Source organism: Formosa haliotis, from assembly GCF_001685485.1.
GTDB classification, from domain to species: Bacteria; Bacteroidota; Bacteroidia; order Flavobacteriales; family Flavobacteriaceae; genus Formosa; species Formosa haliotis.
In genome coordinates, this window is record NZ_BDEL01000001.1 from 4,230,756 (window position 1) to 4,245,841 (window position 15,086).

Below are 15,086 nucleotides of genomic sequence, written 5' to 3' on the forward strand. Positions count from 1 at the left end.
AATGTATAAAAAATTAGCTTGTTTAGTCGTTATGTTTATAACGTGTTACAGTAATGCACAACAAATCGAGGTATGTAGCAACTGTAATATTTCTTCCATTAAAGAGGCTATTGCACAAGCAAAGGATTTTGATACCATTCTTATTCAAAAGGGTACTTATAAGGATCATAATATAGTAGTCGATAAACCTTTAACCATAATCGGAAAAAATTACCCAGTAATTGATGGAGAACTTAAAGGTGAAATTTTTACTATAACGTCAAATCATGTCACTCTAGATGGATTATTCATTATTAATGTTGGTACAAGTTATACAACAGATTTTGCTGCGGTTCGCGTAAAACGTAGCAATCATTTTATAATTAAAAATCTAGTATTAGAGAAGTTGTTCTTTGGTATTTATCTAGAAAAATCGAACAACGGAAAAGTATTTCACAATAAAATAATTGGAGACGCCGTAGAAGAGTATAATTCTGGAAATGGTATTCAATTATGGTATTGTAAAAATGTCGAGATAGAACGCAATCATATAGAACATGTTCGCGATGGTATTTACCTTGAATTTTCAGACCACTGTGTGATTAAAAATAACGTAAGTGTTAATAATGTTAGGTATGGTTTACATTTCATGTTTTCTAACGACGATGATTATATCGATAATACCTTCGAAAATAACGGTGCCGGTGTAGCCGTAATGTTCTCTAAGCGGATTAAAATGATAAATAATCTCTTTAAAGAAAATTGGGGACCAGCGTCTTATGGTATGCTTTTAAAAGAAATAAATGATTCTGAAATTAGGGGTAATACTTTTCAAAAAAACACCATAGGTATAAACATTGAAGGCTCTAATAGAATAAAGTATACCAATAATAATTTTATGAATAACGGTTGGGCTATTAAAGTTCGCGGAGCGTGTTACACCAATAGTTTTACTCAAAACAACTTTTTGTATAACTCCTTCGATATCGCCTACAACAGTCGTGTAAACGACAATACCTTTGAAGGTAATTTTTGGAGCAATTATACCGGATACGATTTAAATAAGGATGGTGTGGGCGATGTACCGTATCGTCCTGTAAAACTGTTTTCTTATATTGTAAATAGAACTCCAGAAACTATCATTTTAATGCGGAGCATGTTTATAGACCTTATCGATTTTTCAGAAAAAGTATCACCCGTCTTTACACCAGATAATTTAATGGATAACGCACCTGCAATACAACAAATAACATGGTAAATATTCAAGACCTACATAAGAGATTTGGAAAAAACAACGTGCTTAAAGGCATCGATTTAGAAATTAAGGAAGGTGGAATCTTCGCGGTGCTTGGCCCTAACGGATCGGGAAAAACGACCTTAATTAAATCGATATTAGGGATGGTAATTCCCGATAAAGGAAACATAACGGTATTAGGAGAAAGCATTAAGAAGAACCCAAATTACCGTCATGAAATTGATTATTTACCACAAATTGCAAATTTTCCGAGCAATTTGAAGGTAAAGGAATTGATTAAAATGATAAAAGATTTACGTAAAAATACCAATCAAGACCTGCATCTTATAGAATTATTGAAACTGGGACCTTTTTTAGATAAAAAATTAGGTAACCTTTCTGGAGGAACAAAACAAAAAGTGAATTTGGTGTTAGCCTTTATGTTCGATAGTCCTATTATTATTTTAGACGAACCAACTACTGGCTTAGACCCAATATCGCTAATCCGTTTAAAAGAACTTATTTTATCGGAAAAGGCGAAAGGAAAAACTATACTCATTACCTCTCATATTATGAGTTTTGTTGAAGAAATGTCAGATGAAATTGTATTTCTTTTAGAAGGTAAGATTTACTTTAAAGGAAGCATTTCAGAATTAAAAACTAAGACAAATCAGCTCGATTTTGAACATGCTATTGCGTCTATATTAAACGAAAATAATGCTTAAAATATTAAAATATAGTTTCTACGATTTAATGCGTAGCCGTTGGAGTTACGTTTACTTTGCGTTCTATTTGTTACTAGGGGTGGTGCTCTTGTTTTTAAACCACGACCTTTCAAAAGCAGTTATAACTTTAATGAATGTTATAATTGTTTTAGTCCCATTAATAGGAACTATTTTTGGAGTCATGTACTATTACAATTCCCAAGAATTTACAGAACTCTTACTCGCACAGCCCTTAAAACGATCTTCCATATTTATGGGACAATATTTAGGAGTCGCTTTATCGCTATCCTTAAGTTTAATTTTAGGATTAGGAATTCCGTTTGTATTCTACGGTTTGTTTAAAAGTAACGCCATTTGGGACTTTTCTTTACTACTAATAACAGGAACTTTTTTAACCTTAATCTTTACGGCATTAGCGTTTAATATCGCGCTGTCTAACGAGAATAAAATTAAAGGTTTTGGCTATGCTATTTTATTATGGCTGTTTCTGGCCATTATTTACGATGGTGTGTTTTTAATGACACTAGTGTATTTTGAAAGCTATCCTTTAGATAAATTATCGCTTATAGGTACTATGTTAAATCCGATCGATTTATCGCGAACCCTTATTTTGTTGAAGTTAGATATCTCGGCTTTATTAGGATATACTGGAGCCGTATTTAAACAATTTTTTGGAACTAACTACGGGCTTATCGTATCGTTAATTACGCTTACTATTTGGGTTATTGTTCCTGTGTTAAGAATTATGCAAAAAGCTAAGAAAAAGGATTTTTAACCGTTTCATTGTGTTGCTAACTTTAGTGGTCTAGAAGATATTGAAAACACTATTTTATAATGAGGAGATATGAATAGACTTAGTGTCACATTTTAGTTATCATCTTGAATTCTGTTTAGAGTCTTCCTAAGTAAGTAAAGCTGTATTGAAGTTGAAATGCGTTCCTGTAAAATTCTTTGCAGTACTAATGACACTCTATTTCACTACTAATAACAGGATTTACTGGAGCGGGAGAGAGGTAGGGAATGCCTAGGCCTAGACCTCTAATAATAAAAAGGATTCCAATTATAATTACAAATACCGGAATGAGTTTCTGGATTCGTTTTTTTGCCAAACTACTCAATAGGTTTCCAAAATAAATGGCTGTCGTCATTAAAGGAATTGTACCTAATCCGAAAAGGAACATATACAAGCTCCCTTGTAAAGGTTCAGCTGTAGCGATAGACGATAGAACCGCCATATACACTAAGCCACAAGGTAGAAATCCGTTTAAAAAACCGATGGTTAAAAAGGTATCTGCTGTTTTTTTCTGAAGTGCAACACCCATTCCTTTTTTTACTTTGGAAATTATACTGAAAATGGGCTTCGAGAAATTGTATTTGCTAAAGGTTTTATAGGGCAATAAAACCACAATAATTAAACACACTCCAATAAGTATTGATAGCTTTTGCTGAAGTCCGAAAATGTATAACCCCTTACCAATAAACCCGAAAATTAATCCAATAATGCTGTAGGCTAATAATCGGCCAAAGTGATAGGTGAATATCTGGCTTACTTTTTTCAACGTATTACTACGATCTACAGGAAGCATAAAGGCGATTGGCCCACACATGCCAATACAATGAAAACTTCCTAATAGGCCAAATATAAACGCTGAAAGAAACATTTAATAGGTTATTGATTCCTTAAAAAGATAACTCGAGTCGTTATTTTTCCAATCGACTTTCATATCCCAACGGCCATCCAAAAGGCGGTCTTTTGGGATGAGAAAAGTGTGATTTTCTACCTTAATTGGTAATTGAAAATCTAATGCTTTATTTGAAGGACGATATAAGGACACCGTTCCAGAGATATTAGAGGCTTTAAATGCCGTAGGGAACTGTATTAAAATCCCTTTATCTGTAGACGTCCATGTAACATCATCTTCAAGTGTTCTGGCATTTTGTTCTTTAGTAATATCATTTTGGAAGCTTAATTCTTGTTTGTAATAATCGTCGACTACTAAATCGTGATTAAAACGATCGCCAACCATCATATTATATACAAAATATAATATAAACGATATAAAACACACAAAAGCAATAACAATTCCTGTTCCCCAATTTATTTTCATAATGATAAGCTTTAGTCTTTTTAATTATTTGTAGCTTCTTGGTCCTAAGAAACTAACAGTAGTGGTTTCAATCAATTTATCGTGACTGTAAACTTCAAGGGTAAGTTCGTTTTTATCTCCTTTTAAATCAGATTGTTTGATTTCGATAAATAAAGTACCTTCTGCCAAACCTTGACCAGGAACAACAAAAGTATCTGAAGCTGAAACTAATTTAATTTCGCCAGGATAATCCGCGAGTTTAAACGTTACATCGTCAATATCGTCGTTAGTTTTATTGATCAATTTATAGGTGAAAACGTTACTAATAATGTTGTTCTCTTTGTGTTGATATAACTGGCCTGGTAATCTTAACACTGTAGCTTCTAAAGCATTTCTAGAAAACAGCATACCACCCCAAACCACGAGTAGAACGATTAAAACAGCACTGTAACCTTTTAAACGTGCTGTAAATTTAAATTTCTCCTTTTTCTCAATTTCGTCTTCACTAGCATATCTAATAAGTCCACGCGGAAAACCTACGCTATCCATTATGGTATCACACTCGTCTATACAAGCGGTACAATTAACACATTCTAATTGTGTACCATTTCTAATATCTATACCAGTAGGGCAGACGTTTACACATTGAAAACAGTCTATACAATCGCCATGGCCAAGGGCTTCGCGATCTTCATTTTTACGGAATTTTTTTCTTCCATTTTCACCTTCACCACGTTTATGGTCGTAGGCCACAATTATAGATTTATCGTCTAGTAATACACCTTGAAGTCGGCCGTACGGACAAGCAATTATGCACACTTGTTCTCTAAACCAAGCAAATACAAAGTAGAATACTGCGGTAAATATTATTAATGAAATTAAGGTGCTAAAGTGGTTGGCAGGGCCTTCTTTAATATAACTAATAACCTCGTCTCCACCTATTAAATACGCAAGGAATACATTTGCAATAATAAATGAAATGAGAAGGAAAAGAAACCATTTTATAAGTCGTTTTCTTATTTTTTCTGCGTTCCAAGGCTGACGATCTAAACGCATTTGTTTTCCGCGGTCGCCATCGATCCAGAATTCTATTCTTCGGAAAACCATTTCCATAAAAATAGTTTGCGGACAAATCCATCCACAAAAAATACGTCCGAACGCTACTGTAAATAAGGCGAGAAAAACCACGCCAATAAGTAAGGAAACAACAAAGAGTTTAAAATCTTGAGGCCAGAACGGAAATCCGAAAATATTAAATCTACGCTCTAATACATTAAACATTAAAAATTGATTTCCGTGAATTTTAATAAACGGAGAAACCAATAAAATGATTAATAGAATATAACTAACAATTTTACGCTTGTCGTAATACCTACCACTAGGTTTTTTAGGAAACACCCAAGCCCGTTTACCTTCTTCGGTTATTGTTCCAATAGAATCTCGAAAGACTTCGTGATCGGGAGTTTCCATAAATTATAATTGTTCTAAACTATTAAATATTTATTGAGCTGAGTCATCAACCCACACTTCGCCTTCAGCCTCTTTTGGGTTTGCAGGAGTAGTACCTTGCAAACTTAAAACATAACTGGCTACTTGAGCAATTTCGGCAGGTTTTAAACTTTGTTTCCATGCAATCATACCTTTACCAGCACGACCACCTTCGCTAATCGTGTGGAATACATGTTTAATACCTCCACCTATAATCCAATGATCATCGGTAAGGTTAGGACCAATTCCACCACCACCATCGGCCATATGGCACGCCACACAGTTAGCTTGGAAAATGGCTTTACCAGCACTTAAATCAGATTTATCTGTTAAAAGCGTTACCGAGTCGGCATCTACTAAATCTTTTGCTGTTTTTTTGTATTCCGCAATGGCTATTTTAGCTTCGGCTAATTCTGTTTCGTATTCATCTATTTGAGAATCTCCATTAAAGACTTCATATTTTAATAGATATACAATAGCAAATACTATAGAAATGTAAAACGCATATTTCCACCATGGCGGAAGCGAATTGTCTAATTCTCGAATACCATCATAATTATGGTCTAAGATGATTTCATTTTCTTGCGCTATAGGTTTCTGACCTAATAATTTAATATACGTGTCTTTTGCCCATTGTACAATTCGAGGTGTTTTGGATGCATTAGCAATATATCTCGCTTGTTCAGTTTCATCTAAACTTTGAAACAATACATTGTCTAACGCAGAAACAATAGCTTCTATAGCAATAAGTACAACTAATACTAGAAGTAAGAATAGTAAAACAACAGGATATTTTATAAAAGCAGGCTCATTTCCAGAATCAACAAAGTATTCTACTATCCCGGCGATGATAAAAAAGAGTACAGGTATTCTAACGTACGATGGTATATATTTTCTCATAATGTGGTTTCGTTTTGGTGGTTATCGTTTTCAAAAGGAATTTGGCTTACCTTATCGATATAATCTTTTTTAGCAGTTAAAACCCACCAAAAGAGTACAACAAAAAAGCCAAAAAATATTAATAGAGACAGTATCGGGTATATTTCTATTCCCGAGATACTATCCATATAGTTTTTTACGAAGCTTAACATGATTCTTGTTTTATTTATTCTACTTCTTTTACTTTAATATCTGTTCCTAATCGTTGTAAATATGCGATAATAGCTACGATTTCACGATTTCTCATCTCGACAAAGTCGGCACCACTTTCGGCAGCTGCTTTCTTATCACTTTCGTAAGTGGCAGCAAAATCGGGATCGTTATATAAATTCTTTTCTATGGCTGTTCCTTGTTCTAACATGCTTTGTTGTGCATTGGCAATGTCTTCTTCTGTATAAGGTACACCTAAGCTAACCATGGCTTTCATTTTACCTTCGGTGTTAGATTTGTCTAATTCATCTCTAACAATCCATTGGTATGCAGGCATAATAGATCCACTAGAAGTACTTTGAGGATCGTACATGTGGTTTAAGTGCCAGTTATCTGAATATTTACCACCAACGCGATGTAAATCTGGTCCGGTACGTTTACTTCCCCAAAGGAATGGGTGATCGTAAACATATTCTCCTGCTTTAGAATATTCTCCGTAACGCTCTACTTCACTTCTAAATGGTCTAATCATTTGTGAGTGACAACCCACACAACCTTCACGAATATAAATATCGCGACCTTCAAGTTCTAACGGCGTATATGGTTTTACACTACTAATAGTAGGGATGTTAGATTTTACCATTATAGTTGGTACTATTTGAATAATACCACCAATTAATATAGCGATAGTTGCTAAAATAGTTAACTGAATTGGTTTACGCTCTAACCAAGTATGGAAGCCTTCGCCTGCAAGTCTACGTTTAGAAACACGTTCTAAAGCAGGAGCTTCAGCTAATTCGTCTGATACTGTTGTACCGCGTTTAACCGTTGCAATTACGTTATACACTAATACTAACATTCCGGTTAAGTAAAGCGTTCCACCCACAGCACGCATCGCGTACATCGGAATGATTTCGGTTACGGTTTCTAAAAAGTTACCATAAACTAAAGTTCCGTCAGGGTTAAATTGATTCCACATACTTGCTTGTAAGAAACCAGCAACATATAGCGGAAGTGCGTACATTACGATACCTAAAGTACCTATCCAGAAATGAAGGTTTGCAAGCTTTAAAGAGTATAATTTTGTTTTAAATAATTTTGGTACTAACCAATAAATCATTCCAAAAGTAAAGAATCCGTTCCATGCTAAAGCACCAACATGTACGTGAGCAATAATCCAATCGGTAAAGTGACCAACGGCATTTACATTTTTAAGCGATAATAATGGACCTTCGAAAGTCGCCATACCATAACCTGTAATGGCAACAACCATAAACTTTAAAACAGGATCTGTACGTACTTTATCCCAAGCCCCTCTTAAGGTTAAGAGTCCGTTTATCATACCTCCCCAAGAAGGCATTAATAACATTACAGAGAAGGCTACACCTAAGTTTTGTGCCCATTCTGGTAGAGCGGTGTATAATAAATGGTGAGGTCCTGCCCAGATATAAATAAAGATTAAAGACCAAAAGTGAACGATAGATAGTTTATAAGAATATACAGGTCTGTTCGCTGCTTTTGGAACAAAATAATACATTAATCCTAAGAACGGTGTTGTTAAAAAGAAGGCTACCGCGTTGTGCCCGTACCACCATTGTACTAAGGCATCTTGAACACCAGCGTACACCGAGTAGCTTTTCATTCCGCTAACAGGAAGTTCTAAACTGTTGAAAATATGTAACACCGCAACGGTAACAAATGTGGCTAAATAAAACCAAATAGCAACATATAAATGGCGTTGTCTACGTTTTAAAATGGTTGCAATTAAGTTCCATCCAAATACAACCCAAACCAAGGCTATAGCAATATCTATAGGCCATTCTAACTCGGCATATTCTTTAGACGATGTATACCCTAGCGGTAATGAAATGGCTGCTGCAACAATAATAAGTTGCCATCCCCAAAAGTTTATACTACTTAAAAGATCGCTCGCCATTCTGGCTTTAAGAAGCCGTTGAGAGGAGTAATATACTCCGGCAAAAATGGCATTACCAACAAAAGCGAAAATAATAGCATTTGTATGTAATGGTCTTAATCTACCAAAACTTAGCCAAGAAATGCCATCGGTAAGATTAGGAAACAAAAAGAAAAATGCCAGTAATAAACCCACTGCCATTCCAACTACACCCCAAAAAATGGTTGCATAAATGAATTTTTTAACGATTTTATTATCGTAGTAGAATTGTTGTATTTCCATAGTAAGAGTTGATTATTCTTTTTTAGTTAGTATAGGTTTTTTAGGTTTTTCTGTTATTAGTTCGTCTTCAAAGAGCATCCGAACCGAAGGGGTGTAACTATCATCAAATTGCCCATTTTTTACAGCAAAAATAAACGCAACAAAAAAGATTAATGCTACGATGATGCTGACTCCCAGTAAAATGTAAATTACACTCATATATATTTATAATAATTCGTAAAAGTAATAGGCTCTAACGCTTCAAAATATGACATTTGTCATATTTTTAGAATTCGATTCCTACAATTTTCTTCCTACCCAATTTGTTGTAATGGTTGTAAAAACAACAATACTAATTGAACTTAGCGGCATAAGTATGGCTGCGACTACAGGTGCAAGTTGTCCTGTTACAGCAAAATAGAGCCCAATGCAATTATAGAATAAAGATAATAAAAAACTCCATTTAATAATCTTAATTGCTGATTTTGATGCTTTAATAAACCGATTTAACTTGTCAAAAACGCTCGCATCCATAATACCATCGCAGGCCGGCGAGAAAATATTTATGTTTTCAGAAAGGGCAATCCCAACATCACTTTGGGCTAAAGCACCAGAATCGTTTAATCCATCTCCAACCATGAGTACTTTTGCACCTTCGGTTTGATGGTATTTTATATATTCTAATTTATCTTCGGGTTTTTGGTTAAATAGCAATTTTGTTTTTGTGGGTAATAATTTGGTTAGGTTTTCTAATTCACCTTCATTATCTCCCGATAAAATAACCAAATCGTAAGCTGCTTTCAAGCTGTTAAAAAGTTTAGATAAGCCCGTTCTGTAGCTATTATAAAACGTAAACTTCCCTTTGTATGCATTATTACTACTTATATGTACACTTGTATTTAATGATTTCTGAAGTTCCTTTTGTCCGACGAAATTTGCAGACCCTACTTTTATCGCATTATTTTTAATCGAGGCCTCTAAACCTAGTCCAATATGCTCTTCAAAAGTGTCTAAAGAGATAATATCGTTAGTTTTTAAAATATCGTAAAGTGTTCTGCTTAATGGATGATTAGATCCTCGCAATGTATTTTTTAATAGGCGCTCTTCCTCCTGATTAAGCGGTGTGCCATGATAGGTTGCCGTACTTTTTTTATTCGATGTTATGGTTCCAGTTTTATCAAAAATAATGGTGTTTATAGCTGCTAATTGTTCTATAACACTGGCATTTTTTAAATAGAATTTATGCTTACCAAAAATACGAAGGATGTTACCAAAGGTAAACGGAGCTGCTAAAGCAAGAGCGCACGGGCAAGCAATTATAAGCACAGCAGTAAAAACATTCATGGCTTTACTGGCATCGTAAAATAGCCAAAATGTTGTAGCAATAACCGCAATAGAGAGGATAGAAATGGTAAAACGTTTGCTTATGGTGTTGGTTAAGTTTACAAAACTATCTTCTTTGTTTTTATTGAAAATATCGTGGCTCCAAAGTTGTGTTAAATAACTTTGTTTCACTTCTTTTAAGGCTTCCATTTCAATACTTCCAGAGGTTTGTTTTCCTCCAGCGAATAATTTATCGCCCGAAATTTTTGTAATGGTTTCCGATTCTCCGGTTACAAAACTATAATCGATTGCCGCTTTGCCTTTTATTAAAATTCCGTCTACAGGAATAAGTTCTTCATTGCGAATAAGTAATCGATCTCCTTTTTTAATATCGTAAATCTGAATTGGGATTTCTTCGGTTTCCGAAACAATTTTAGTCACCGCAATAGGGAAATACGATTTGTAATCGCGCTCAAAAGATAAAAACGAATAAGTTTTCTGCTGAAAAAACTTTCCTAATAATAAGAAGAACACCAGTCCAGTTAAACTATCAAAAAAGCCTTGCCCTAAATCGAACATAATTTCTATGGTGCTCCTTACAAAAAGAACTAGAATTCCAATAGCAATAGGAACATCTATATTTAGCAGATTTGCACGCAATCCTTTATAGGCAGAAATAAAATAATCGCGCCCGGCATAAAATACAACCGGAAGAGAAAAAGCAAACATTAACCACCTAAACACAGGTTTATACTGGTCTAACCAAAATTCGTTCACTTCAAAATATTCTGGAAACGATAAAAACATTACATTTCCGAAGGCAAAACCAGCAATTCCTAATTTGTAAATTATAGAACGATTTATTTGTTTTTTAGTCGAGCTATAATCGTCTAAACTAATATAGGGTTCGTAACCAATGCTACTTAATAAGATAACTACTTCTTGAAGACTAGTGTGCTGAGATTGATAAGTAATTCGGACTGTTTTTTTATTGAAATCGACTTGCGAACTGGTTATTTCGGGTTTCAGTTTGTGTAAATTTTCTAAAATCCAAATACAAGAACTACAATGAATATGCGGAATATATAAACTAGCAATTTGTACGTTTTCGTCGTTAAATTCTAAAAGCTTTTCTAAAATGTGTTCATCTTTTAAAAAGTCGTATTTGCCTTCATTTATAATCGGAATGGCTCCAGGCGCATTCTGTATGTCGTAATATGCTGTAAGATTACTTTCAGAAAAAATTTCATAAACCGTTTTACAGCCATTACAGCAAAACCATTTGTCATCGAAAGGGATGGCAACAGCGTCACAGCTATTCCCACAGTGATAACAGGTATTTTTATCTGAAAGTTTACTCATTATTTTTTGGCCAAAGGTTTAAAATAGCATGCTGCAAAAATATGATATTTGTCATGGTTTCACTACTTTTGCTAAGAATTAAATTATTTTTGGAATGAGCGATTGCGAGCAATGCATGGTGAGAAAGCTTAGTGCTTTACAAATGTTAAAAGGCGAAGAAATTAAAGCAATTTCTGGGTGTAAAATAACAAAGCAGGTAAAAAGAGGGGAAGTTATTTTTAAGGAAGGAGAGATGTTGAATGGCGTGTATTGCATAAGCTCTGGAGTTTGTAAGTTAACCAAGTTAACAGAGAAAGGTAAAGAGCAAGTTGTAAAACTGGTTATTAAGGGTGAGCTTTTAGGGCAACGTTCTGTAATTATAAATCAGGTTGCTAATTTAACTGCAACTGCTTTAAACGATATGGAGGTTTGTTTTATTCCGAAACAAGAAATATTAGAAGATTTATTGCAAAACTCTGAGTTTTCATTCAACGTGTTAAAACGCATGGCTACCGATTTAAAGGAAGCCGAAACTGCAATTATTAACATGGCTCAAAATTCGGTTAGACGACGCTTAGCTGATATTATACTGTACTTACAAGATAATTTTGGGAAAGATGAAGAAGGATATTTAAGTGTAACCTTGTCTAGAGACGATTTTGCTAGTATTGTTGGTACAGCTACCGAGTCGGTAATAAGGACCTTGTCTCAGTTTAAAAAAGAAGGTTTAATTAAAACCTCTGGTAAAAGAATAAAAATTTCAGATTATCAGGGTTTTGAAGCCTTAGAATAATTTTTATTTCTGAATTGTAATCCTCGATTATTTATATCGAGTTAATATTTATAAAGTTGAATGGCAGTTATTGCGATTCAACTTTTTTCGTTTATAATAATATCTTAAAGGCTCTAAGGTTTACCAATAAATTAGTATTTTTATAAGGCTATGAAAAGATCAATACATAAAAAAGGGTTTGTATTTAAAACATATGAAGCTAAAAATCAGTCGCCTTTCGATAAGCTTTTTGATATTTTTAAAGAGCTTATTACACATACTTCGGGCGATTTCGATGAAGCCATAAGTTGGCTACGCGAATTAGATAAGGAATACAAACTTACAGATGCCAATTATACCATAGACGATTTTATTGAAGACCTTAAAAAGAAAGGTTACATTAAAGACGATGTTGATCCCGACGGGAAAGGTGGTACCAAAATTACGGCAAAAACGGAGCGCGCTATTAGGCAGCAAGCTTTAAATCAAATTTTCGGAAAATTAAAACGCAGTGGTTCTGGAAACCATAAAAGTAAATCTCCAGGCGTTGGCGATGAACATACAGGAGAATTTAGGAATTATCAGTTTGGCGATGCTCTAGATAAAGTATCCATCACCGAAAGTTTAAAAAATGCCCAAATAAATCATGGTATTGGAAGCTTTAATCTTAGCGAAGAAGATTTAGTAGTTGAAGAAACGTTGCATAAATCGCAGATGAGTACAGTGCTGATGATTGATATTAGTCATAGTATGATTTTGTATGGAGAAGATAGAATTACACCAGCTAAAAAAGTTGCCATGGCTCTAGCCGAATTAATCACGACTCGTTATCCAAAAGATTCTTTAGATATTTTGGTGTTTGGAAATGATGCCTGGCTTATAGAAATTAAAGATTTACCTTATTTACAAGTTGGGCCTTACCATACCAATACTGTAGCAGGATTGCAATTGGCCATGGATGTATTACGAAGAAAGCGACATACCAATAAGCAAATTTTTATGATTACAGACGGAAAGCCGAGTTGCCTGCGAATGCCAGGTGGCGAGTATTATAAAAATAGTATGGGTTTAGACGATTTTATTGTAAACAAGTGTTACGATTCTGCCCAACAAGCCAGACGTTTACACATTCCCATTACCACATTTATGATTGCTAAAGATCCTTATCTAACCCAATTTGTTAGGGAATTTACACGGGCTAATCAAGGCAAGGCGTTTTATACAGGATTAAAAGGCTTGGGAGAAATGATTTTTGAAGATTACGAATCTAATAGAAAGAAAAGAATTCGAGGATGATCGCATCCCAATCTTCCCAAAGGGAAAAAGAAAAATTTATTTAAAAACATTGCAGTGCTCTTTCTAAAGGAGTACGTTAGATAACAGAAAAACTATGAAAAATATAAAGACCCTTGGCGAATTAAAAAAATCGGGTTATAAAAGCAAATCTATTAAAGACGAATTACGGGATAATTTAATTGAAAAATTAAAACATAATGAAGTGACTTTTGAAGGTGTTCACGGGTATGAAAATACGGTTGTTCCGGAGTTGGAACGTGCCATTCTATCGCGACATAATATTAATTTATTAGGATTACGTGGTCAAGCCAAAACACGTTTAGCGCGATTAATGGTGAATTTACTCGACGCGTATATTCCTGTGGTTGAAGGTTCAGAAATTAATGACGATCCGTTGCAACCCATTTCAAGATTTGCTATCGAGCTTATAAAAGAAAAGGGCGATGATACTCCTATTTCATGGATGCATAAGAGTGAACGTTTTGCAGAAAAATTGGCCACCCCAGATGTTACCGTTGCCGATATTATTGGTGATGTAGACCCAATAAAAGCGGCACATTTAAAACTGAGTTATGCCGACGATCGCGTGATTCATTACGGAATGATTCCTAGAGCAAATCGCTGTATTTTTGTAATTAATGAATTACCAGATTTACAAGCTAGAATACAAGTAGCCTTATTTAATATTCTTCAGGAAGGCGATATTCAAATTCGCGGATTCAAACTCCGATTAGCTTTAGATATCCAATTTGTATTTACAGCAAACCCTGAAGATTATACAAATCGCGGAAGTATAGTTACACCATTAAAAGATAGAATTGGCTCGCAGATTATTACGCATTATCCTTATGATATTGAAATAGCCAAAAAGATTACGCAACAAGAAGCAAAAATTAATGCAGACCAGGTAGACCTAGTAACAGTGCCTGAGTTAGCAAAAGATTTATTAGAACAAATTGTTTTTGAAGCTCGCGATAACGAATTTATAGATGCCAAAAGTGGGGTTAGTGCCCGATTAGGAATTACGGCACTAGAAAATTTGGTAAGTACAGCCGAGCGTAGGAGCTTAATATCAGGAGATGCTAAAACCAATATCAGATTAAGTGATTTTGTAGGTATTATTCCTGCTATAACGGGAAAGGTTGAGTTGGTTTACGAAGGTGAGCAAGAAGGGGCTTCTGTGGTAGCTTTTAATTTAATTGGAGATGCGGTAGAAACCATATTCCCTAAGTTATTTCCGAAAATAAAAAAATTAGAAAAGCAAAGTGAAGAATCGCCTTATGACGGGGTTGCTTCCTGGTTTTTTAATACCGAAGAAGATTTTGAATTGCTAGACGATTTGGACGAAGCTACGTACAAATCAACTTTAGATCGTATTGCTCCATTAGACGATTTTATTAATACCTATCAACCCGAATTAAAAGTCGAGGAGCGTTATTTTGTTAAAGAGTTTGTGCTTTGGGGCTTGGTTCAGTTTAGTAAATTAAGTAAATTTCGTTATACAGAAGGTATCCAATTTAAAGATCCTTATGGGAGTTATATAAAAGGATTGTAGGGAGATTGTTGTTTGTTTTTA

The 15,086-nt window shown here is 34.5% G+C and carries 14 protein-coding genes; 6 read left to right on the forward strand and 8 right to left on the reverse strand.

The window, feature by feature from the left end:
* The first annotated feature begins 1 nt into the window (after position 1).
* Genes A9D35_RS17955 through A9D35_RS17965 form a run of 3 tightly spaced genes read left to right on the forward strand, consistent with a single transcriptional unit; the run spans position 2 to position 2,713 of the window.
* Positions 2–1,237: a nitrous oxide reductase family maturation protein NosD gene (locus A9D35_RS17955; RefSeq protein ID WP_066225553.1), complete on the forward strand. Its 1,236-nt coding sequence runs from the start codon at positions 2–4 to the stop codon at positions 1,235–1,237.
* A complete protein-coding gene (locus tag A9D35_RS17960) occupies positions 1,231–1,938 on the forward strand; it encodes an ABC transporter ATP-binding protein (RefSeq protein ID WP_066225554.1) in 708 nt (235 codons plus the stop codon). Before A9D35_RS17955 ends, A9D35_RS17960 begins: the two co-directional genes overlap by 7 nt.
* Positions 1,931–2,713, forward strand: coding sequence for an ABC transporter permease (locus A9D35_RS17965; RefSeq protein WP_066225556.1), 783 nt, complete (start codon positions 1,931–1,933; stop codon positions 2,711–2,713). The genes A9D35_RS17960 and A9D35_RS17965 overlap by 8 nt, the downstream gene beginning before the upstream one ends.
* Positions 2,714–2,897: 184 nt before the next feature.
* On the opposite strand, the gene A9D35_RS17970 is transcribed toward A9D35_RS17965, so the two are convergent.
* The 8 genes from A9D35_RS17970 to A9D35_RS18005 form a co-directional block, all read right to left on the reverse strand.
* On the reverse strand, positions 2,898–3,599 hold the full coding sequence (locus A9D35_RS17970) for a sulfite exporter TauE/SafE family protein (protein WP_066225558.1): 702 nt from the start codon (positions 3,597–3,599) through the stop codon (positions 2,898–2,900).
* Entirely contained in the window at positions 3,600–4,046 is a 447-nt protein-coding gene (locus tag A9D35_RS17975) for a FixH family protein (RefSeq protein WP_066225560.1), read from the reverse strand. It lies immediately after the preceding gene.
* Between the two features lie 24 nt (positions 4,047–4,070).
* Positions 4,071–5,495: a cytochrome c oxidase accessory protein CcoG gene (gene ccoG, locus A9D35_RS17980; RefSeq protein ID WP_066225562.1), complete on the reverse strand. Its 1,425-nt coding sequence runs from the start codon at positions 5,493–5,495 to the stop codon at positions 4,071–4,073.
* 30 nt (positions 5,496–5,525) lie between these two features.
* A complete protein-coding gene (locus A9D35_RS17985; RefSeq protein ID WP_066225564.1) occupies positions 5,526–6,413 on the reverse strand; it encodes a cbb3-type cytochrome c oxidase N-terminal domain-containing protein in 888 nt (295 codons plus the stop codon).
* Positions 6,410–6,604 carry a cytochrome C oxidase subunit IV gene (locus A9D35_RS17990; protein WP_066225566.1) on the reverse strand — a complete coding sequence of 65 codons (195 nt, stop codon included), beginning with the start codon at positions 6,602–6,604 and terminating at the stop codon, positions 6,410–6,412. Before A9D35_RS17990 ends, A9D35_RS17985 begins: the two co-directional genes overlap by 4 nt.
* Positions 6,605–6,618: 14 nt before the next feature.
* A complete protein-coding gene (gene ccoN / locus A9D35_RS17995) occupies positions 6,619–8,799 on the reverse strand; it encodes a cytochrome-c oxidase, cbb3-type subunit I (RefSeq protein WP_066225568.1) in 2,181 nt (726 codons plus the stop codon).
* A gap of 12 nt (positions 8,800–8,811) precedes the next feature.
* The gene (gene ccoS / locus A9D35_RS18000) at positions 8,812–8,997 is read right to left on the reverse strand and encodes a cbb3-type cytochrome oxidase assembly protein CcoS (protein ID WP_066225570.1); all 186 of its coding nucleotides are present in this window, start codon (positions 8,995–8,997) and stop codon (positions 8,812–8,814) included.
* Between the two features lie 81 nt (positions 8,998–9,078).
* Entirely contained in the window at positions 9,079–11,463 is a 2,385-nt protein-coding gene (locus tag A9D35_RS18005) for a heavy metal translocating P-type ATPase (RefSeq protein ID WP_066225572.1), read from the reverse strand.
* Positions 11,464–11,557: 94 nt separating this feature from the next.
* On the opposite strand from A9D35_RS18005, the gene A9D35_RS18010 reads away from it, so the two are divergent.
* The 3 genes from A9D35_RS18010 (at position 11,558) to A9D35_RS18020 (ending at position 15,065) form a co-directional block, all read left to right on the forward strand.
* On the forward strand, positions 11,558–12,235 hold the full coding sequence (locus A9D35_RS18010) for a Crp/Fnr family transcriptional regulator (RefSeq protein ID WP_066225574.1): 678 nt from the start codon (positions 11,558–11,560) through the stop codon (positions 12,233–12,235).
* A gap of 150 nt (positions 12,236–12,385) precedes the next feature.
* A complete protein-coding gene (locus A9D35_RS18015) occupies positions 12,386–13,510 on the forward strand; it encodes a vWA domain-containing protein (RefSeq protein ID WP_066225575.1) in 1,125 nt (374 codons plus the stop codon).
* Between the two features lie 94 nt (positions 13,511–13,604).
* On the forward strand, positions 13,605–15,065 hold the full coding sequence (locus tag A9D35_RS18020) for a sigma 54-interacting transcriptional regulator (protein ID WP_066225576.1): 1,461 nt from the start codon (positions 13,605–13,607) through the stop codon (positions 15,063–15,065).
* Positions 15,066–15,086 lie beyond the last annotated feature (21 nt).

Excerpts from the sequence above, each read along its gene's own strand:
- A9D35_RS17955 (WP_066225553.1), top strand. The coding sequence starts at position 2 with ATGTATAAAAAATTAGCTTGTTTAGTCGTTATGTTTATAACGTGTTAC.
- A9D35_RS17960 (WP_066225554.1), top strand. The coding sequence starts at position 1,231 with ATGGTAAATATTCAAGACCTACATAAGAGATTTGGAAAAAACAACGTG.
- A9D35_RS17965 (WP_066225556.1), top strand. The coding sequence starts at position 1,931 with ATGCTTAAAATATTAAAATATAGTTTCTACGATTTAATGCGTAGCCGT.
- A9D35_RS17970 (WP_066225558.1), bottom strand. The coding sequence starts at position 3,599 with ATGTTTCTTTCAGCGTTTATATTTGGCCTATTAGGAAGTTTTCATTGT.
- A9D35_RS17975 (WP_066225560.1), bottom strand. The coding sequence starts at position 4,046 with ATGAAAATAAATTGGGGAACAGGAATTGTTATTGCTTTTGTGTGTTTT.
- ccoG (WP_066225562.1), bottom strand. The coding sequence starts at position 5,495 with ATGGAAACTCCCGATCACGAAGTCTTTCGAGATTCTATTGGAACAATA.
- A9D35_RS17985 (WP_066225564.1), bottom strand. The coding sequence starts at position 6,413 with ATGAGAAAATATATACCATCGTACGTTAGAATACCTGTACTCTTTTTT.
- A9D35_RS17990 (WP_066225566.1), bottom strand. The coding sequence starts at position 6,604 with ATGTTAAGCTTCGTAAAAAACTATATGGATAGTATCTCGGGAATAGAA.
- ccoN (WP_066225568.1), bottom strand. The coding sequence starts at position 8,799 with ATGGAAATACAACAATTCTACTACGATAATAAAATCGTTAAAAAATTC.
- ccoS (WP_066225570.1), bottom strand. The coding sequence starts at position 8,997 with ATGAGTGTAATTTACATTTTACTGGGAGTCAGCATCATCGTAGCATTA.
- A9D35_RS18005 (WP_066225572.1), bottom strand. The coding sequence starts at position 11,463 with ATGAGTAAACTTTCAGATAAAAATACCTGTTATCACTGTGGGAATAGC.
- A9D35_RS18010 (WP_066225574.1), top strand. The coding sequence starts at position 11,558 with ATGAGCGATTGCGAGCAATGCATGGTGAGAAAGCTTAGTGCTTTACAA.
- A9D35_RS18015 (WP_066225575.1), top strand. The coding sequence starts at position 12,386 with ATGAAAAGATCAATACATAAAAAAGGGTTTGTATTTAAAACATATGAA.
- A9D35_RS18020 (WP_066225576.1), top strand. The coding sequence starts at position 13,605 with ATGAAAAATATAAAGACCCTTGGCGAATTAAAAAAATCGGGTTATAAA.